Genomic DNA, 18,907 nt, shown 5'->3' on the forward strand with positions numbered 1-18,907 from the left:
GGAGGAGCGAATTAAAGTTACTTCCGGGTACCCGTCACGGGACGGTCATTCTCCATCACAAAGCGCTATGTGACTGGTCGGAAGGCCGGTCGGAGGCTAGTGTGCCCGGGGCGATTCCGGCCCGGAGTACGCGGCGCGGTTCAGGGATCGGCGAGGTGCGGAGTGCTTCCCGAACGGTCGTTTCGGCCTGTCCCAGGCGCCGCTGTTCCATGGATCTCAGCTCGTGGATGTCCGCCGGATCCAATCCCGGCTGTCCGGCCAATCCCGACAACCAAGCCAGGCCGGCCACACTGTCGTGCTGCTCGCCGAGGGCCCGCTGCAGGGTCATCGCGGCCTGGATGATGGTGGAAGCCTCGCTGCCCACGGCCCCGGCGATCGCCTCCACCGCATAGCGGAGTCCCTTGATGTCCTTCCGGGCCTGATGGAGTTGTTCGTTGCGCCTTGTTCCGGCCGCCGATGCCCGCCGGAGGCTTCCCTGCGCCGTTTCCCACGCCACCTGCAGCAGGGCGACGGCGGCGTCAAAGTGGGGAGCGCTGCTTTTGTCCTGCTGGGTGGGCCCAGTGAATATGGCCCGCGCTGCGGCGTCCAGGGTTTCCTTCGCCCGCGGATCCGCAGCGACGCGCCGGGCAATGTTGTTGCTGCTACCGACCAGGCCTGAAACGGCAGCCCTGAGGGCATCCGCTGAGACCCACGCGACAGGCGCATCCAGCCACAACGTCATCCGTTGGGACAACACGTAGTCGTCGCGGGCCTCTCCGAGGGACCAGGCCAGCCAACGGATGTCCTTCCGGGTGCTTTCCGGAACCCGCGGAAGGTGCACTCCGTAGCAGGACAGGACGGAGCGCAGGCGGCGCAGGGCGAGTCGTGCTTCATGGAGGGCTTCCTGGTCCGCAGCGGCAATGAGCGGCAGGCAACCGTCCAACTCCGCGAGTTGGAGGGCCAGATACGCATCCAGGGAATCCCGGACCTCCGAGTCCATGGAGACAGTTTCCCGCCGTGCGGCACGGGTGGACAAGCGTTCGGCTACTTCGCCTTGTCATAGGAATCGACGACGGCAATGCTCACCGGAAACTCCACGGGTATGCGCCCGAACATGAGTTCTTTAGCGGCGTTCGCGGACTCCTGGATCGCCATGACGCAGGCATCCACGGCCTCATCCGGGGCATGGACCATGACTTCGTCGTGCAGGAAGAAGACGAGTTCCCCGGACGGCAACCCCTCGGCACGCAAGGCACGCAGCCGGCGTCGTAGTTCCGCCAGCCAGCAGGCCGCCCATTCCGCTGCCGATCCCTGGACCACGAAGTTCCGGGTGAAGCGGCCCCGCGAGCGTGCCAGGTTGTCCGCACGCCGCTGCTCCTCGGCGGTGGTGGATTGCTGGCTCCGCAGCCAGCCAACTGACGGCGCCGGGCTGCTCCTTCCCAGCCTGGTGGTGACCGTGCGTCCGGCCTCGCCCTCGCGGGCCGCCTGCTCCACATAGCCCACGGCACGGGGATAGGTACGCGCCAACTGCGGCATCAGCCGCCCGGACTCTCCTGTAGTGGCGCCGTAAATTGCGCCGAGCAGCGCCACCTTTGCCTTTTGGCGGTCGCCACCGAAACCTTGGGCGGCGATACCGGCGTACAGGTCCTTGTCGCGGGCCGCCTCAGCCATCTTCGTGTCCTGGGTCAAGGCCACCAGGACCCGCGGCTCAAGTTGGGATGCGTCGGCGACAATCAGTTTGTGCCCTGGGTCCGCATGGACCGCTGCCCGGATGTTCCTGGGGATCTGGAGGGCACCGCCACCCCGCGAGGCCCACCGCCCGGACACCACACCGCCCACCACGTATTCGGGGTGGAACCGGCCCCCGCGAACCCAGGCATCCAACCATGCCCAGCCATTTGCCGTGTGCAGGCGGGAGAGCTTCTTGTAGGCGAGCAGCGGCGGGATGGCTGGATGGTTTGACTGCTGGAGCTCCCACTGTCGGGTGCTTTTGACCTCGATGCCGTTGCGGTGCAAGGCGCGCATGAGGTCCTGCGGCGAATCCGGATTGAGTGTGGGGGACTTAAGAATCTGGCGTAATTCGTTGCACAGCGACTCAAGCGCAGGTGGCCGGTGCCCAAGGGGTGGGCGGGGGCCCAGGACGTCACGGAGAATCTGTTCGTGCAGCTCTTCGCGCCAAGGGACACCTGCGAACTGCATCTCCACGGCGATGATTCCGCATGCCGATTCGGCGGCCAGCAGGAGCTGCAACCGCTGCTTCTCCGGACCCTCTACTTCCGCGACGGCTGCCTGCTGCGCCGCGAACTCCGTCCGGAGCTCCGTCAGCCCGGCGCCGGCCGGAGCAACATCGTCGAAGAGAGCGTCCTGCTCCACGGGCGGGGGCGGCGGGAGCAACGTCCGGGGCGGCACCGTGTCATCATCCTGGATGAGTTTCTCCGCGTTCCTGGCAAATTCGGTGTGGGCCGTGATCGCTGAGTTCGCCAGGATGGCACCGCACAGGGACAGGTCATGGCAGCGGTCCATCTCCACGCCCTCGGCCAACAGCCCGGGGTACCAGTCCTGCGCGCGGTTCCAGACCCAGCGGGGCCGCTGGCCTTCGAGTTCACGCACGACGCCGGGCAACTCACCAAGGCTGACCAGGCGCGGGTCGGCCGTGGGCTTCCCGGAAGGGGAGATTCTTTGTATGGCTGCGCCGTCCTGGTGGGCGGCGAGCAGCAAATACATGCTCTCCATTCTGCCGTGTCCTGCGGTTCCACTGTTCCTCCACAGACCCGGCCCTCCTGGTGTTGTCCACATGGGGGTATCTATGGCTTACGCGCCGCTGCCGCCGGCCACCAGAGTGGCTTCATGGGTAAGCGACAACGAGCGCAGGGGCAAACAGGCAGGCAGGGGCCACAAGCCTGGACCCCGGAGAACAGTGCGGACATCCTGCTGGTCACGGCCGACGGGTACCTCCAGGACGAAGCCCGCCGCATTGTCGCGGCCGCAGGTGGAACGCTGCATCTCGCCGAGGGCATGGAAGAGGCAATGCACGGATGGGATACGGCCGATGTTGTCCTGGTGGGGAGCGACGTCAGGGAGCTTCCACCACGGCGGCGGGCACCGGCGGTGCTCCTGGGCCGGGCTGCCGAGGGCGACGCGCTGTGGCAACTCGCAGCTGCCCTCGGCGCCGAACGCGTCGCGGTGCTGCCGGGAGCGGCTTCGTGGCTGGCTGAACACCTGAGCCTCTCCTTCGCGCCGGATCCCGGTGGGACGGTCCTTGGCATCGTGGGCGGCCATGGAGGTGCGGGGGCCACCACCACCGCCATTTGGTTGGCCCAGGCCGCTGCCGGACTCGGAACCAGCACGCTCCTGATCGATGGCGATCCGTGGGGTGGTGGCTTGGAACTGGCGATCACGGACCAGGATCTTCCCGGGCTGCGGTGGCCCGACTTCACCGCGACGCGGGGGAGCATCGATCCGAACCAGTTCCGTGAGTCGCTTCCGGTTGCCGGCGGATTCACTTTCCTGTCCTGGCCCGGCGTCCGGGATGCGGTTCCGCTGCCGGACACTGCCTCCGTCGCGGCAGTCATGGATGCCGCACGCCGGGGTTTTGAACTGGTGGTGGTGGACGTCGGGCGGAGTCTGGAGGCCCTCAGGTCGTTTGCCTGGGACTGCGACAAGATGTTCCTGCTCGCCATGCCGCACCTTAAGGCCGCCGTGGCCGCCTCACGGACCCTCAATGAGTTGCCGCCGGGGGATACTGCACTGCTGGTCAGGGGCGGTACGGCTCCCTCGGTTGACGCCCACGTGATTGCCGACTCCTTGGGCCTGCCGCTTGCCGGGACCGTCCCTGCCCTCCGTGGCGTCGCGGGCGCTACGGAGCTTGGCCGCTTGCTGGACATGGGGCACCGGCGGCCGGTAACCCGGTTCGCAGAGGCTCTCCTGGATGTGGACGGAGCGCACCCGTGAACGGCCAGTCCTTCAACGGAGGCCGAAGGAGACAATCGCGACGACTCGACTCCGTGCTCCTTGAAACCGTCAGGGAATCCGTCTTGGCAGGCAACGGCCCCGTAACGCCCTCCACCGTCGCCGCGGCGGTCCAAGCCAGCGGCAAACTGCTCGGAGCGGCTGGCGCGCTCGAGGCCGCAGAGTCCATCAATGCAGAACTCAACGGGCTGGGGCCACTGCAGCACCTGGCCCACGATCCAGGTGTCACGGACATCTTCGTCAACGCTCCCGGAGAGGTGTGGCTGGACAGGGGAAACGGGTTGGAACGCTCAACCGTCTGGTTCGAGGATGAACAGCAGGTCAGGTCCTTGGCCGCCAGGCTGGTAGCCGCAGGGGGACGCCGCCTGGATGACGGTTCCCCGTGCGTCGACGTCCGGCTGAAAGGTGGTTACCGGGTTCATGCCGTGCTCCCACCCATCTCCACAGCCGGGACGCTCCTGTCCATACGCATCCGACGGGAGGAAACCTTCGGCCTCCAAGAACTGCGGCACAGCGGAATGTTCTGTGAACAGATGGAAGGAGTGCTGCGGGCCATCGTGACGCGGCGGTTGAGCTTCCTGGTCAGTGGGGCCACTGGATCCGGCAAGACGACTCTCCTGTCCACGCTCTTGGGCCTGAGCCACGCCTCCGAACGCCTCGTACTGATAGAAGACGCGGCAGAACTGAACCCCGTCCACCCCCACGTAGTCACCCTCGAGTCCCGTCACGGGAACCTCGAAGGCGGAGGCGCACTGGATCTCGGTGAACTGGTACGCCAAGCACTGCGCATGCGGCCCGACCGCCTGATTGTCGGAGAATGCCGGGGTGCCGAAGTCCGGGAATTGCTGACGGCATTGAACACCGGGCACACGGGCGGTGGGGGAACCATCCACGCCAACACGGCCGAGGCAGTACCTGCTCGGCTGGTTGCCCTGGGCGCGCTCGCCGGCCTGAATCCTGAGGCCGTGCGGTTACAGGTTGCCAGCGCGCTTGACGTGGTGATTCACGTTGAACGGACCGGCGCCGGCCGCAGGGTCGCTTCGATCGGGGTGCTCGTGGACACTGCTGGGCTACAGAGAGTCCTCCCGGCTCTGACATCGCATCCCGAAGGGCTGGAACGGGGGCCTGGGTGGCCGTCGCTGGCCATCAAACTGGGTTTCAGCGGGAACGAATGACCATGGTGCTGTTCCTGGTTCTCGCGGTGGCCGCATGGCTGCAGCTGCGGCGGCCGCGGCCTGCCCTCCGAAGGATCTTTGGGCCTGTTTCCGCAGCAGGTGGGCCCGCCCGCCGTTTTCGGGACATCCGCTCTGCACTGGTGGCCAGGCGCCCACCCGCGGCCCGGCCGGTATCCATGGTGGTCCTGGTCCAGCAGCTTGCCGCACTGTTGCGCGGCGGCCGGGGACCGTCGCAGTTGTGGGAGGAGTTGTGGCAGGTGCACCATTCCGCACGACGGGTGGACAACCATGGACAGGTGGCTCGTTCCCTGCGGCCAGCGGCCATTTCCGAAGAAGTTTTAAGGGTCCTTGGGGCAGCCAGGGCAGCATCGGCAGTGGGAAGCTCGACGGCGGACGCCATCCGAAGGACGGTTGCCACGGCCTATGCACCCCGCGGCAACGTTGAGCGCCGCATATGGGTGGAGTTGGCCGCCTGCCTGGATGTGGCGGAGATCAGCGGGTGCCCCCTGGCCGACCTTCTCACACGCTTTGCGGCTCAACTGGAGGCCGAAGAGGATGCCGAAGCAGCCCGTCAGACGGCGCTGGCCGGCCCCAAGGCCACGGTCCGGCTGCTGTCCTGGCTACCGGTTTTTGGCCTGGTACTTGGTATGGCGCTGGGTGTTGATCCACTCGGCATCCTGCTGGGCAACATCGTGGGCATGGGAACCCTGGCCGCTGGTCTGCTACTGACGGTGGCCGGGAGGGTGTGGTCGTCCCGTCTCGTGGCGTCCGCCGCGGGAGGCCCGTGATGGCCGGGTTCCTGCTGGTGGGAATCCTTGTTGTGGCGGCACTGGTTGCGTTCCATGGCCGTGGCCGAAGCCGGGCAGAGGCGACCTCCCGGCTCGTGCTTCGTGCGGATCCTGGCGGTTCGCTTTTACCTGGGGACGATCGGACCAGCGCTTCGGGGACCAAGGACGAAGGACTCACCGACGTTGCCATGATGCTGGAGTTGGTCGCCTCCATGCTGGACGCAGGTGCAGGCATCGGGCGGGCCCTTGAACTCATCGCGGCCAGCTCCACGCCCACCATCAGGGCTTCGTTGAAACCGGTGGTGGCAGCGTTGTCCATTGGCGCGGACTGGGAGACAGCATGGCAGTTGCCGGTCCAGCCATCCCCGGATGTCGAACGGCTTCGTGACGCGCTGGCATTTGCTGCACTGACCGGCGCACCATCAGCGTCCATTCTCTATGCGCAGGCCGCCAGGGAACGGCGGGAACAATTCCGCGCTGCCGAGAAACGTGCTGCCGCCTTGGGGGTGAAACTGGTCGTCCCTTTGGGCCTGTGCTCCCTCCCGGCCTTTATTTGCCTGGGAATCGTTCCCGTACTCATCGCCATGCTCCCTTCGGGCTGAGTCCAAGCACATGTCCTCCACACCGTTCGTCGGCCCCGGGGTTATCCACTTGCGGCGATCGGATTCTTCAATCGCGGTGGCGCAGCCGGAAGAGTCGAAGCCACCGGAGAAACCTCCGGCCCTCGTGAAAGGAAACATCGTGAACTCGCCAACCACAGCACTTACCGCGCACCGGGTCCAGCAGGATAACTCCCAGTCCCTGAGCGAACGGCCTGTCACAGGCGGTCCTGCCCTGGAACCTATGGGGGCCGGACCCGATCTGGCCCCCGGAGGCTTCCACGAAGACTTGCCGCGTCCCGTGTCCGCCCAGATTAAGGCCAGCCCGGATGCGCTGCGCCTGCGAAACCACCTGACCGGAGGCGAAGCGGGCATGGCCACCGCGGAGTATGCCATCGCCACCCTCGCAGCCGTGGGACTGGCTGGCCTGCTGGTGGTCCTCCTTCGGAGCGACGAGGTCCGCGGCTTCCTCCTCAACCTGATCCGGACGGCGCTCTCCCTGCCATGAGCGATGAGCCACCCCAGGGAGCTGTAAGTGCCGGGCCGCCTCGCGGGAGGCAGGCCTGGGCGAATGGAGCGTCGGCCACGGGTGGCGCGGTGGGAGCTCGCGCCGGCTTCGGGAGGCAAGCCGGGGCGGTCACCGCCGAGTTCGCTGTGGCTCTCCCTGCGGTGGTCCTGCTCTTGGCGTTCCTGCTGGCGGGCGGGGCAGCGGGGCTGACGCAGTTGCGCTTGGAGGAGGCAGCACGGGCCGGGGCCCGTGCCTTGGCCCGGGGCGAGTCCAACAGCGCCGTGACAGGAATCGTGCAGCGCAGCGCGGGGGAGGGCACCGCCACCGGGATCGCCAGCGATGGTGGTTGGGTGCGCGTCGAAGCCTCAGCGCGGGTAGGCGGCGCCTTGGGGATACTGATCCCTTGGACCTTGAGCGCCAAGGCGGACACCCCGCAGGAGTCCTCGGGCACGGAGGTACCGGCGGATGGTTGAGTGCATGACGCGATGCAACGCACGCGATCCCGAAAGGGGTTCCGGGACGGTGCTGGCCCTCGGACTGGTAACCGTTGCGGTGGCACTGTTCGCAGGAATCCTGGCGCTGTCTCAGGCTGCGGTCATGGCATCGAAAGCGGCAACAGCGGCGGATCTGGCCGCGCTCGCAGCAGCGGATGCCGCCCGGGGTCTGGTAGCCGGTGAGCCGTGCAGCGTCGCTGAAGGAGTAGCAGCCCGGAACGATGCGCGGATCACGTCGTGCCGGGTGCTTGCGGGCGACACGGTTGAGGTAGCCACGGAATTCTCGCAGCCCTTTGCCTTGGGGGTCGCCGCGGGCAGAGCCAGGGCAGGCCCTCCACCCTAAGTCTGGCCCAGCAGCGTCAGACGGCGTCTTTCAGCAGGACATCAAGGAGCGTGATGGCGGCTGCCTTGTCCAAGGGGTTGTTCTTGTTTCCGCATTTGGGTGACTGGACACAGGACGGGCAGCCGGCATCGCATTCGCAGGCATCAATGGCTTGTCGCGTGGCGGTGAGCCACACCTTGGCTTTCTCGAAACCTCGTTCCGCGAAGCCGGCGCCACCAGGGTGCCCGTCGTAGACAAAGATTGTTGGAACACCCGTATCTGCGTGAAGCGCGGTGGACACCCCGCCAATGTCCCAGCGGTCGCTGGAGGCCACCAACGGCAGGAGCCCGATCGCGGCGTGCTCGGCAGCATGCAGTGCGCCCGGGAACTGTGCCTCTACCAATCCGGCACCATGCAGCGAACGGTTGTCCACCACAAACCACACCGCCTTGGTGAAGAGGTCCCTGGCTCCGAGGTCCAGGGGTTCTTCACCGAGGATTTCATTGGAAATCAAGGCCTTGCGCTGGAAGGAGACCACTTGGGTTGTCACTTTGACATCGCCAAAATGCACCGTGATGTCGCCCCATTGGACCGAGCGGGAGGTTTCCAGTACCTCGATCTGGGTGACATCGCGCGCGGTGGTGTAGAAGTCCGGGTTCACGCGCCGGACCATAACGCAGTGGTCGCGCTCGTTGAGCTCCTCCACCAGGTAACTTTCACCCTGATGCACGTAGATGGCCCCCGTATGCGCTTGGTAATGCGTTTGGGGGGAGTCCATGGTGCCCAGGAGGGATCCCGTGTCCGCATCCACAATGCTGACGGGGCCACCGCCGTCTGCCCTGAGATTCACCATGCCGGCGGCACTTTCCGAATGGGTCCAGAACCATCCCCCCGGCCGTTTGCGGAGGTATCCCTGCGCCACGAGCCGGTCAAGGAGGCCTTCCGCGGTGCTGCCAAAGAGCTCAAGTTCGGCGGGGCCGATGGGCAACTCGGCGGCTGCGGCGCACAAATGCGGTCCCAGGACGTACGGGTTGCCGGGGTCGAAGACCGTCGCCTCGACAGATACGTCGAAGATCGCCTGTGGGTGGTTCACCAGATAGGTGTCCAATGGATCGTCGCTGGCCACGAAGGCAGCGATGGCGTCCTGCCCGGCACGGCCCGCCCGGCCGATCTGTTGGAACAGCGATGCCCGCGTTCCGGGCCAGCCGGCAACCAAAACGGCGTCCAGCCCGGAAATGTCGATGCCCAGTTCCAAAGCGGACGTACTCGAGACGCCCAGCAACTGTCCGGAGCGCAAGGCCTGTTCCAGGGCCCGCCGCTCCTCGGGCAGGTAACCCGAGCGGTAGGCGGCAACGCGGCCGGGCAGGGAGGGATCAACGTCGTCCAGCAGCCGTTTGGTGATGGACGCGATGGATTCCGCGCCGCGCCGGGACTTGATGAAAGCGATGGTCCGGACCCTCGAGGACACCAGGTTGGCCAGGATGTCGGCGGTCTCGGCCACGGCCGTCCTGCGCTGCTTGGCACCGTTCTCGCCCTTGAGGTCGGTGAGGGCCGGTTCCCAGAACGCTACAGTCGTGGACCCGTGGGGCGAACAGTCTTCGGAAATCTCCCTGGCCGGAGCACCGATCAGCCGGCCGAACGATACTCCCGGATCGGAGGCCGTGGCGGACGCCGCGATGAAGACAGGCTCGGGGAAGGAGGAGCCGGCGCCGTAGTAGGCGCAGATCCGGCGCAGCCTGCGCATCAGGTTGGCAACATGGGAACCGAACACGCCGCGGTAGCTGTGGGCTTCGTCGACGATCACGTAGCGGAGCCGCCGGAAGAATTTGGCCCACCAGGCATGGTTGGGCAGGATCCCGAAGTGGAGCATGTCCGGGTTCGCCAGGATGAAATTGGCATGGTCACGGATCCAGCGCCTGGCCGATATATCGGTGTCGCCGTCGTAGGTTTCGGCCCTAACGGTGGGCAGTTTCAGTGCGCGGATGGCGGCGAGCTGATCCGCGGCCAGGGCCTTGGTGGGGGACAGGTACAGGGTCACCGCGCCGTCGTCGTGGATCTTTCCGGGCTCGGACAGCACACGCAGTTCCGAGCGATGGATGGCGTCCAGGGCAGGCAACTGATAGGCCAGGGATTTGCCGGAGGCTGTTCCCGTGGCGATCACCACGTGCTGGCCGTCATGGGCGAGGCCGGCCGCCTGGACCTGGTGCCGGTAGGGCTCCTGGATGCCCAGCCCCTGGTACGCCGCCACGATGTCCGGGTGCACCCAGTGAGGCCAAGGCTCGTTGACGGCTTTGCGCGCAGGAATGGTGTGGACGTGGCGCAGTTGTTCGGGGTCCGGGGTCCGGCCCAGCAAGGAAATCATCGAGTTTGGTGCAGCCACCAAATCATTCTGTCATTCCGGTGCAAACCGGACGTGGCGGCCCCCGGGAGGGGACCGCCGTCGTTCGCGCTACGGAAGGCGCGCTGTCAGGCTGCGGACAAGTCGGAACCGCCTGTGCTGCCGACGGACATCATGAGGACATGGCACACCACGTCCCAACCCAGGTGGGAGTACAGCTTTTGCCCGTCCAGTGAGGCGAGCAAGAGTCCGTTTTGGACGTCGTGGGCGAAGGCCTGGGCGGCCAGGGCCTTCATGATGAAGCTGCCGAGGCCCCTGCGCTGGAAAGCAGGCTCGGTAACGATCTTGTCGAATACCGCGGTTCCGTTGACCACGTAGACCCGGCCGCTGGCGGCAACCTGCTCACCGGAATGGACCACGGCGTAGTGCACGCCGTTGGACTCGGAGGTTGCCAATTCCAGATCGTCGTCAGGAAGCCAGGGATCCTCGGCATCCTGGGTTTCCATGTCCACGATCATCATGGTTTGGGAGGCCGAATTGACGGTGAGGCCGTGCTGTTCGGCGAGGTACTTGTACCGTTGGACGTCGTTGGTGAGGACCGTCAGGATACGGGTGTCGGCCTCGGACGTCTTGGCGGCAAGGGTGGCGAATTCTTCGTCGGAAGGATCGTGGGCGAAATACTCCCAGTCGCCGGTCTTGTCGGCGCGGAGTGCGGCGGGGAAACGTCCCTCTTGACGCGATTCATAGCCCCGGCAACCGGACCAGCCGGCTACCCAGACTTCCAAGAGGTGCGCGATGTCTTCAACCAAGGCGTCTGGACTCATGTAGAGAGACTATGCCAGGGCTCCTGGAAGCAACAGAGCACGCAGGCCCCAGCATTCCGTGCTTATGAAATTGTGACGTCAGCGCGCGATTCTAGTGCACCAAGTACCCTTTAACGGTGGCTTTGAACCGAATTGTGCTTTTCTATGGCTTTACTCCGATCGCCGATCCTGACGCGGTGCGTCTCTGGCAGCGTGCCCTGTGCGAGAAGCTGGGCCTCACGGGCAGGATCCTCATCTCCAAGGATGGCATCAATGCCACGGTGGGTGGCGAGCTGAACAACATGAAGCAGTACGTCAAGACCACCCGGGAATACAAGGGCTTCCACGGCATCGATGTCAAATGGTCGGAGGGCGGCGCCGACGATTTCCCGCGCCTCAGCGTCAAGGTCCGCGATGAGATTGTGTCCTTCGGTGCGCCCGGCGAGTTGAAGGTGGACGAGCACGGCGTGGTGGGCGGCGGCAAGCACCTGCAGCCCGAGGAACTGCACACCTTGCTGGACGCCAAGAAGGCCGATGGCGAGGACGTTGTGTTCTTCGACGGGCGCAACGCCTTCGAGGCCCAGATCGGAAAGTTCAAGGACGCAATCGTGCCGGACGTCGCCACCACGCACGACTTCATCAAGGAGTTGGACTCCGGCAAGTACGACGCCCTCAAGGACAAGCCGGTAGTCACCTACTGCACCGGGGGTATCCGCTGCGAAGTCCTTTCCAGCCTCATGGTCAACCGGGGCTTCAAGGAGGTCTACCAGTTGGACGGAGGCATCGTCCGCTACGGCGAGACGTTCAAGGACCAGGGCCTCTGGGAAGGCTCGCTGTATGTGTTCGACAAACGCATGCACGTCGAGTTCAGCGACGACGCCAAGACCATCGGTGAATGCGTCCGGTGTGCGTCCCCGACCAACAAATTCGAGAACTGCTCCAACCCAAGCTGCCGGACGCTTACGCTCTACTGCGCAGAATGCGCCTCGGACCCGGCAACTTTGCGGTGCCCCGGGGGTTGCGAGGCGGCCTGAGCGCCGGACTCAGAGCCGGCTGACCCGGTAGGCGAAGTTCGCATCGGACCTGGCGCCTACCGTGATGTCCAGGATGGCGTCCTTGTCCAGTTGGACCACGCTGACGCGGGCGTTGGTGCACCCCAGCGTCAGGTCCACCAGGTCCGATTCGCCCATCCTTACGGTGAAGGTGACCCGCCGCGTGCCCCGGCATGCCAAGGTGACGGCATACGTGCCGCCGGGCAATTGGACGGTCTGTTCGGTCTTGGATTCGCCGGGACTCAGGTAGCCGCTGCTTGAGTAGAAGGACCTCCCTTGCGATTCCGGCAGCGCCGACTTGGCCCATTCCTCCAAGGCGTCACCGGTGACAGTCTGCTGCAGGGACGGATCGGGAGGGAGCACCACGTTGCTGCCCGCCGGCGCCGTGGGTGTGGCCTGCGGAGTACCTCGGTCGTCATAGGTGTACTCGCAGCCCGTCAGGGTGCCGCCCAGGCCAAACAACAGTACGACGGCGGCACTCGCCAGCCGTCGCGACGTCACCGAGCCAGCCAACGCGCCGCCCATGATCTGACTTTACGCTTGCGGCGCAGGCCGCCATAGAGGGCGGACGGGGGATTTAGCCCGCCGCTGGAACGACCTGGTAAGCGAAGATCAAGGGTGCATCCACGCTGCTGGCCGAGATGCTGAGGTCCGCCGTGACGGGGACCTTGATCTTGGCCACTTCGCGGCTTCCGTTGCAGGCGGCGCCCGCATCTGCGATCTGCTTTCCGCCGGTGCTGACGGCGAAGAAAGCCTTGCCGCCGCCATCGCACGCCATCGTGAGCGTGTAGGTTCCAGCGGCCACGCTAGGCGAGTCCTTGACAATCGGATCGCGGTTCAGGATCTTTCCGGCGTCCTCCAGGACCACGCCGGCAGCGGCAGGCAGCGCATCCTTCTTCCAGGCGGGAACGTCTGCGTGGGCGATGTCCACTGGCTGCTGGCAAGCCGTGGCAGCCAACAGCGTTGCCGCAGCGACGGCAACAAGACCGGCAGGGCGCCGTGCGGAGGAGAAAATGAGCATGATTCAACGCTACCGGGTTCCGAGGCCCGGCTTTTCCACATAGGCCATCCTGTCCGGAGACCAGGCTGAAACAGCGCCAATAGACTTGCTGGGTGAACCAAACCCCAACAGCTTTTACTTCCGGTGCCACTGCCGACGCTCCCCGCAGCGACCGTCCCGGCCTTCTTGCGGCCTTGGCAGCCAACCTTCGTGCCATCCGGTACACAGTGGATGGCGTCGCGGATTTCCTTGGCGAATCCGCCTATGCGGCGCTCGGCAGGGACCAACTCATTCCGGCACTCCTGGTCACTGAACGGCACACGGGGGCCGGGCAACCAGGGGCGTCGGCCTTGTCGGTGATCGTGCGGCTGTGGCTCCTCGCGGTTCCGCAGACGGCCAGAGACGTGGACGCTGCGCTGCCGGATGTGGGGGCGGCTGGTCTTGCCGAGCTCGGGTTGGTGACTCTTGAAGGTGAAGTCGTGTCTGCGAAGGCGGATCTGCGGCCTTATGGCTGGGACGCCAAGGCGGATGGAACCGGGGGAGCGGAACTCTGGGTGGCCAGTGATCTCGCCGCCCACCAGCAGCCGGGTGTCCTGAGGCACGACCATGTGCTCGGGATCGGCCAGGCGTCCACCACGCTGGTCCAAACGACCGTCCGCCACCACACTAAGCGTGCCCTGGACTTGGGTACCGGGTGTGGAATCCAGACCTTCCACCTGCTACATCATTGTGAGCACGTGACCGCCACGGACATCTCCGAACGCGCCCTTGCCTTCACCCGTTTCAACCTGCTGCTCAACGCTTCCGAACTCGGGGTGGATCCCGCGGACCTGGAAGCCCGCGTGAGCCTGAGGCTTGGCTCGTTGCTGGAGCCGGTTGCGGGGGAAACGTTTGGACTGGTGGTGTCCAACCCGCCATTCGTGATCACACCGCGGAGCAGCGGAGAGTCCGCTGCCGATCAGTTCACGTATCGCGATGGCGGACTCCCGGGCGATGACATTGTCTCCTCGCTGGTGACGTCGTTGGCCACTGTCCTGGAACCGGGTGGAACAGCGCAGATGCTGGGAAACTGGGAGATTGCCTCGGGTTCGGAGTGGCAGGACCGGCCTACCTCCTGGCTCCAAGGCTCAGGCCTGGACGTGTGGTTCATCCAGCGTGAGCAGGTGGGTCCGGAGCAGTATGCCGAGACGTGGCTCCAGGACGCTTCGGAGGGCAGGGACCGCGCCCATTACCAGGATGCCTATGCCGCCTACCTTGACGACTTCGCTTCCAGGGACGTTGAAGGCATTGGCTTCGGCATGATCTGGCTGCGGCGTCCTTCAGACGGCGCGGAAGTCCTCAGGAGGTTCGAGGAAATCACCTACCCCATCGAGCAGCCGATCGGTCCGCACCTCGGGGCTGCCGTGGATCGCGCCGACTGGGTTGCCGGCAACAACCTCGCGGAGGCCCACTTGCTTGTCGCCGACGATGTCACGGAGGAGCGGCACCAGCGCCCGGGAGCCGAGCACCCTGGCGTGATCCTGCTCAGGCAGGGCGCAGGACTTCGCCGGACCAACTTGCTCAGTTCGGAACTGGCCGGCTTCGTGTCCACGTGCGATGGTGAACTGTCCGTGGGCCAGATCATCACCGCACTTGAGGTGCTCCTGGGCGGGGGAGCGGACTTTGATGCGGTTGCGTTCCGTGAAGGGCTGTTCAACGATGTCCGGAACCTGGTCCGGGACGGATTCCTGCTCCCGGACGGCCAGCTGCCCGGCCATGAGGTGTCCGCATGACGGCGGTTTACACGCCGCGCGCCACCAGCACCAGCCCTCCAGCAAGTGACCCTGATTACACTGATGAAGTGAGTGTAAACAACGAGGCATCCGAGGCAGAAGGCGGAGTTCCGCGTCGCAAGAGGGCCGAAAAGACGGTGGAGATCACCGATCCCAAGGCCATCCGCGCCCTGGCCCACGCGGCCAGGCTTGAAGTCATCTCGGAACTCTACGCCACGCAGGTGAGCCACACCGCTACCGAACTGGCCGCCAGGACGGGACTGACGCCCAGCGCCATGAGCTACCACCTCCGTGCCCTCCAGAAGTGGGGAATCGTGGCTCCCGCGGAGAACGCCGGCGACGCCAGGGAGCGTCGCTGGAAGGCCGCCGGTACGGACTTCACCATCTCGGGTGGCAGCGTGGCAAGCCCCGAGATCGCCGTCGTCGACCTGGAGTTGGATGCCTTCCGGCGCAGGGCTTCCGCGTTCGCCAAAGCACGGGGTGAACGGAGGCAGCGGGGAGACACCGCGGAGGAACCGGCGGCGGTGGTCCTGGCCAGCAACCTTTTGTACCTGACCAATCCGCAGCGCAAGGAGCTCTCCGACAGGATCCGGGAGGTCATCAGGGAGTACGAACTGGACGATCCCACCCGGATTCCGGACGGCGCGGAGCGCGTGGCCACGCTCTGGTCGATGATCCCGGACGACCGTCTGGCGCCCGGCCAGTAACCGTCCCAAACCGGCCGGGGTTCCCGGCCAAAAACGCAGAATTCTGCAATTTATGGTGAACTAGGCCAATATGGGCACCAGCCCAATGACACATTTTTTCTGTAGGAGCACCGTGCCCAGCAAGGCAAAAACCGGCAAGAAACTCGTGATCGTGGAGTCTCCGGCCAAGAGTAAGACCATCGCCAAATACCTGGGCGAGGGCTTCATCGTCGAGGCTTCGATCGGCCATATCCGGGACCTCCCGCAACCGTCGGACCTCCCTGCAGAACTGAAGAAGACGTCTCTCGGCAAGTTCGCCGTCGATGTCGAGAACGACTTCAGGCCTTACTACGTTGTCTCGCCGGACAAGAAGAAAAAGGTTGCCGAGCTCAAGGCCCAGCTGAAAGACGCTGACGCTCTGTACCTCGCAACCGATGGGGACCGCGAAGGCGAAGCCATCGCGTGGCACCTCCTTGAGGTCCTGAAGCCCAAAGTCCCCGTGTACCGCATGACCTTCGGTGAAATCACCAAGGAAGCCATCCACCGTGCCATGGACAACCTCCGCGACGTGGACACAGCCCTGGTGGATGCCCAGGAAACGCGCCGTATCCTGGACCGCCTGTACGGCTACGAAATTTCTCCGGTCCTGTGGCGGAAGGTGGCCCGCGGGCTTTCCGCAGGCCGCGTGCAGTCCGTGGTGACCCGCATGGTGGTTGATCGTGAACGGGAGCGCATGGCTTTCCGTGCAGCCTCCTACTGGGATCTGACGGGCCAGTTCGGCGCGGACTCGGGTTCCTTCAAAGCCAAGCTCGCCGCCGTGGACGGTTCCAAGGTGGCCACGGGGCGCGACTTCAATGACAACGGTGAGCTCACGTCGTCCAGCGTGGTGCACCTCAATGAGGAACTTGCCACGTCCTTGGCTGCCGGGCTGGAGAACGCCGATTTCCGCGTCCGCTCGGTGGACACCAAGCCGTACACCCGGCGTCCGGCCGCGCCGTTCACCACGTCCACGCTGCAGCAGGAAGCCGGCCGTAAGCTCCGGTTCTCATCCAAGAGCACCATGCAGGTGGCACAGCGCTTGTACGAGAACGGTTACATCACCTATATGCGTACCGACTCGTCCGCATTGAGCGATGAGGCTGTTACGGCTGCCCGCCGCCAGGCCGCCGAACTTTACGGCCCCGAGTATGTTCCGCAGGGTCCGCGCGTCTACGCCAACAAGGCCGCCAACGCCCAGGAAGCCCACGAGGCCATTCGTCCCGCAGGAGACTCTTTCCGGACCCCTGCCCAGGTAGCGCAGCAGCTGAGCGGCGACGAGTTCCGCTTGTACGAGCTCATTTGGAAGCGCACGGTCGCCTCGCAGATGGCCGATGCCAAGGGTTCCACTGCCACTATCCGCCTGGGTGCCGTGGCAGCCGATGGCCGGGACGCTGAGTTCTCGGCATCCGGTACGGTCATCACCTTCCCCGGCTTCCTGGCTGCGTACGAGGAAGGCAAAGACGCCAGCCGCGAAGATGACGACTCGGACGAGGCCCGCCGCCTCCCCAACGTCGCCAAGGACGACTCCCTGACGGCTTCAGACATTGTTGCTGTTGGCCACGAAACTTCTCCGCCGCCGCGCTACACGGAAGCCTCGCTCACGGCTGAACTGGAAAAGAAGGGCATCGGCCGCCCGTCCACGTACGCGTCCACCATTTCCACCATCCAGGACCGTGGCTATGTGCGGAAGCAAGGCTCGGCCCTGGTCCCCAGCTGGATTGCATTTTCCGTGATCCGCCTGTTGGAGCAGCACTTCACGGACTACGTCGACTACGAGTTCACTGCTGACATGGAAGGCGACCTGGACAAGATCGCCAACGGCCAAGCCATTGGCGCCGCGTGGCTCAAGCACTTCTATTACGGTGAAGACGCTGATCCCGGGTTGTTGAGCATCGTGAACAACCTGGGTGAGATCGACGCCCGCGAGATCAACTCCGTGCCGATCGCCGACGGCATCATGCTGCGCGTGGGCAAGTTCGGTCCGTACCTGGAGAGCACCATTCCAACGGTGGACCAGAAAACCGGCGAGGTTGTCGAGTCTGCCCGCGCCAACGTCCCGGAGGAACTTGCTCCCGACGAGCTGACGGCCGCCAAGGCCATCGAGCTCATGGAAACTGCCGCGCCGGAGGAACGCGTCCTTGGCGCCGACCCGCACACTGGCCACACGGTGGTGGCCAAGAACGGCCGCTACGGAGCATACGTCACCGAGATCATCCCTGAGCTGACCGAGGAACAACTGGCCAACCTGCCGGTGGAGTACTACAAGAACGGCAAGCCCAAGCCACCGAAGAAGCCCGTGAAGGCAAAACCGCGCACGGGTTCGCTTTTCAAGTCCATGACCGTTGACACTGTCACCCTGGACGAGGCCCTGCAGCTCATGAGCCTTCCCCGTGTCCTGGGCGAGGACGCCGAGGGGAACCCCATCACGGTGCAGAACGGCCGCTTCGGTCCGTACTTGAAGAAGGGCACGGATTCGCGTTCCATCGGCTCCGAAGAGGAAATTTTCACCATCACGCTGGAACAGGCCTTGGAAATCTACTCCCAGCCCAAGCAGCGGGGCGCGCGTGCTGCCGTGCCGCCGCTGGCTGAGTTCGGTCCGGACCCGGTCTCCGAGAAGAACATCGTGGTGAAGGAAGGCCGCTTTGGCCCCTACATCACCGATGGCGTCACCAACATTACGGTGCCGCGGTCCACGTCCCTCGAAGAGCTCACCAGGGAACGGGCCATTGAGCTCCTGGCTGAAAAGCGCGCCAAGGGACCGGTTAAGCGGACCGCCACCCGGAAAGCTCCCGCGCGAAAGGCTGCGGCGAAGAAGTAACCCGGCTACATCTGCCTGCCGTGACGTACCGCGAATTGCGTCCCGGCAGGCATCATGGTCGAGTAGAAGCATGACTGAACAGACAGTTTCACCCGACAACGCCCCCTTGAACGACCTGGAAGCCAAGCTTGCCCTGGCCGAAAAGCCGGACGCGAACCCGGTGGACGTCATCCTGGCTTTCCTGAACAACGAGGTGTACCTCGTCAGCTCGGAATCCGTGGACGGCCCTGACTCGTCGGTGGAGCCGCTGGTCCTCTCCAACGCGGACGGACAGCCCGTCCTGGCGGTCTTCAGCCACCCCAGCCGCGTCGACGCACGCTTCCTGGAAGCGGCACCGCATGTCCTGGGCACCTTGGGTTCGGCCATCCTTGGCAACATCGGCGATGAGCTCGGCCTGGTCATCAACCCGGGAAGCGAGCACGGCTTCGAAATCGATCCCGAGGGAATCGCCAACATCCGCAGGGACTTCAAGCGCGCTGACGAAGTGGACGGTTCCGCGGACCAGCAGGCAACGGCACCATAGGACACCGCCGCGTCAGCGAAACGTCGCCGCGAAGTTGCTTCA

18 protein-coding genes are annotated in these 18,907 nt (G+C 65.1%); 12 read left to right on the forward strand and 6 right to left on the reverse strand.

What is annotated here, in order from left to right:
• Positions 1–55: 55 nt before the first annotated feature.
• Positions 56–979 (reverse strand): CHAD domain-containing protein, encoded by a 924-nt coding sequence (locus ACIQT2_RS19005; protein ID WP_402949526.1) that lies wholly within the window; start codon positions 977–979, stop codon positions 56–58.
• A 44-nt stretch (positions 980–1,023) separates the two neighbouring features.
• On the reverse strand, positions 1,024–2,703 hold the full coding sequence (locus ACIQT2_RS19010; RefSeq protein ID WP_402949529.1) for a bifunctional 3'-5' exonuclease/DNA polymerase: 1,680 nt from the start codon (positions 2,701–2,703) through the stop codon (positions 1,024–1,026).
• A gap of 123 nt (positions 2,704–2,826) precedes the next feature.
• Between ACIQT2_RS19010 and ssd the strand changes: the two genes are divergently transcribed.
• The 7 genes from ssd to ACIQT2_RS19045 all read left to right on the forward strand — a co-directional run bounded on the left by ssd (position 2,827) and on the right by ACIQT2_RS19045 (position 7,855).
• The gene (ssd, locus tag ACIQT2_RS19015; protein ID WP_402949531.1) at positions 2,827–3,930 is read left to right on the forward strand and encodes a septum site-determining protein Ssd; all 1,104 of its coding nucleotides are present in this window, start codon (positions 2,827–2,829) and stop codon (positions 3,928–3,930) included.
• Positions 3,927–5,123, forward strand: a complete 1,197-nt coding sequence (locus tag ACIQT2_RS19020) for a TadA family conjugal transfer-associated ATPase (RefSeq protein WP_402949534.1) — start codon at positions 3,927–3,929, stop codon at positions 5,121–5,123. Before ssd ends, ACIQT2_RS19020 begins: the two co-directional genes overlap by 4 nt.
• Positions 5,120–5,911 carry a type II secretion system F family protein gene (locus ACIQT2_RS19025; protein WP_402949537.1) on the forward strand — a complete coding sequence of 264 codons (792 nt, stop codon included), beginning with the start codon at positions 5,120–5,122 and terminating at the stop codon, positions 5,909–5,911. Before ACIQT2_RS19020 ends, ACIQT2_RS19025 begins: the two co-directional genes overlap by 4 nt.
• Positions 5,911–6,513: a type II secretion system F family protein gene (locus ACIQT2_RS19030; protein WP_402949540.1), complete on the forward strand. Its 603-nt coding sequence runs from the start codon at positions 5,911–5,913 to the stop codon at positions 6,511–6,513. Before ACIQT2_RS19025 ends, ACIQT2_RS19030 begins: the two co-directional genes overlap by 1 nt.
• A gap of 139 nt (positions 6,514–6,652) precedes the next feature.
• Positions 6,653–7,018 (forward strand): DUF4244 domain-containing protein, encoded by a 366-nt coding sequence (locus ACIQT2_RS19035; protein ID WP_402949543.1) that lies wholly within the window; start codon positions 6,653–6,655, stop codon positions 7,016–7,018.
• An 89-nt stretch (positions 7,019–7,107) separates the two neighbouring features.
• Positions 7,108–7,491 carry a TadE family type IV pilus minor pilin gene (locus tag ACIQT2_RS19040; protein WP_402949545.1) on the forward strand — a complete coding sequence of 128 codons (384 nt, stop codon included), beginning with the start codon at positions 7,108–7,110 and terminating at the stop codon, positions 7,489–7,491.
• 4 nt (positions 7,492–7,495) lie between these two features.
• A complete protein-coding gene (locus ACIQT2_RS19045) occupies positions 7,496–7,855 on the forward strand; it encodes an Rv3654c family TadE-like protein (protein WP_402949548.1) in 360 nt (119 codons plus the stop codon).
• A 16-nt stretch (positions 7,856–7,871) separates the two neighbouring features.
• Here the strand turns inward: ACIQT2_RS19045 and ACIQT2_RS19050 are convergent, their stop codons facing one another.
• Complete coding sequence (locus ACIQT2_RS19050; protein ID WP_402949623.1) at positions 7,872–10,196, reverse strand: DEAD/DEAH box helicase; 2,325 nt, start codon at positions 10,194–10,196, stop codon at positions 7,872–7,874.
• A gap of 104 nt (positions 10,197–10,300) precedes the next feature.
• Positions 10,301–10,996: a GNAT family N-acetyltransferase gene (locus ACIQT2_RS19055; protein WP_397325638.1), complete on the reverse strand. Its 696-nt coding sequence runs from the start codon at positions 10,994–10,996 to the stop codon at positions 10,301–10,303.
• A 116-nt stretch (positions 10,997–11,112) separates the two neighbouring features.
• Here ACIQT2_RS19055 and ACIQT2_RS19060 point away from each other — a divergent pair, with 116 nt between their 5' ends.
• Entirely contained in the window at positions 11,113–12,009 is an 897-nt protein-coding gene (locus ACIQT2_RS19060) for a rhodanese-related sulfurtransferase (protein ID WP_400337387.1), read from the forward strand.
• A gap of 9 nt (positions 12,010–12,018) precedes the next feature.
• On the opposite strand, the gene ACIQT2_RS19065 is transcribed toward ACIQT2_RS19060, so the two are convergent.
• Positions 12,019–12,552, reverse strand: a complete 534-nt coding sequence (locus ACIQT2_RS19065) for a hypothetical protein (RefSeq protein ID WP_400337389.1) — start codon at positions 12,550–12,552, stop codon at positions 12,019–12,021.
• 52 nt (positions 12,553–12,604) lie between these two features.
• Positions 12,605–13,048 carry a hypothetical protein gene (locus ACIQT2_RS19070; RefSeq protein WP_402949553.1) on the reverse strand — a complete coding sequence of 148 codons (444 nt, stop codon included), beginning with the start codon at positions 13,046–13,048 and terminating at the stop codon, positions 12,605–12,607.
• A 92-nt stretch (positions 13,049–13,140) separates the two neighbouring features.
• Between ACIQT2_RS19070 and ACIQT2_RS19075 the strand changes: the two genes are divergently transcribed.
• The 4 genes from ACIQT2_RS19075 (at position 13,141) to ACIQT2_RS19090 (ending at position 18,865) form a co-directional block, all read left to right on the forward strand.
• On the forward strand, positions 13,141–14,799 hold the full coding sequence (locus ACIQT2_RS19075; RefSeq protein ID WP_402949556.1) for a methyltransferase: 1,659 nt from the start codon (positions 13,141–13,143) through the stop codon (positions 14,797–14,799).
• Positions 14,796–15,506 carry an ArsR/SmtB family transcription factor gene (locus ACIQT2_RS19080; RefSeq protein WP_402949559.1) on the forward strand — a complete coding sequence of 237 codons (711 nt, stop codon included), beginning with the start codon at positions 14,796–14,798 and terminating at the stop codon, positions 15,504–15,506. Before ACIQT2_RS19075 ends, ACIQT2_RS19080 begins: the two co-directional genes overlap by 4 nt.
• Positions 15,507–15,618: 112 nt before the next feature.
• On the forward strand, positions 15,619–18,342 hold the full coding sequence (gene topA / locus ACIQT2_RS19085; protein WP_402949562.1) for a type I DNA topoisomerase: 2,724 nt from the start codon (positions 15,619–15,621) through the stop codon (positions 18,340–18,342).
• 70 nt (positions 18,343–18,412) lie between these two features.
• Positions 18,413–18,865, forward strand: coding sequence for an SseB family protein (locus ACIQT2_RS19090; RefSeq protein ID WP_400337399.1), 453 nt, complete (start codon positions 18,413–18,415; stop codon positions 18,863–18,865).
• Positions 18,866–18,907 lie beyond the last annotated feature (42 nt).

It is taken from the genome of Paenarthrobacter sp. NPDC090522, from assembly GCF_044769225.1.
Taxonomy (GTDB): Bacteria; Actinomycetota; Actinomycetes; order Actinomycetales; family Micrococcaceae; genus Arthrobacter.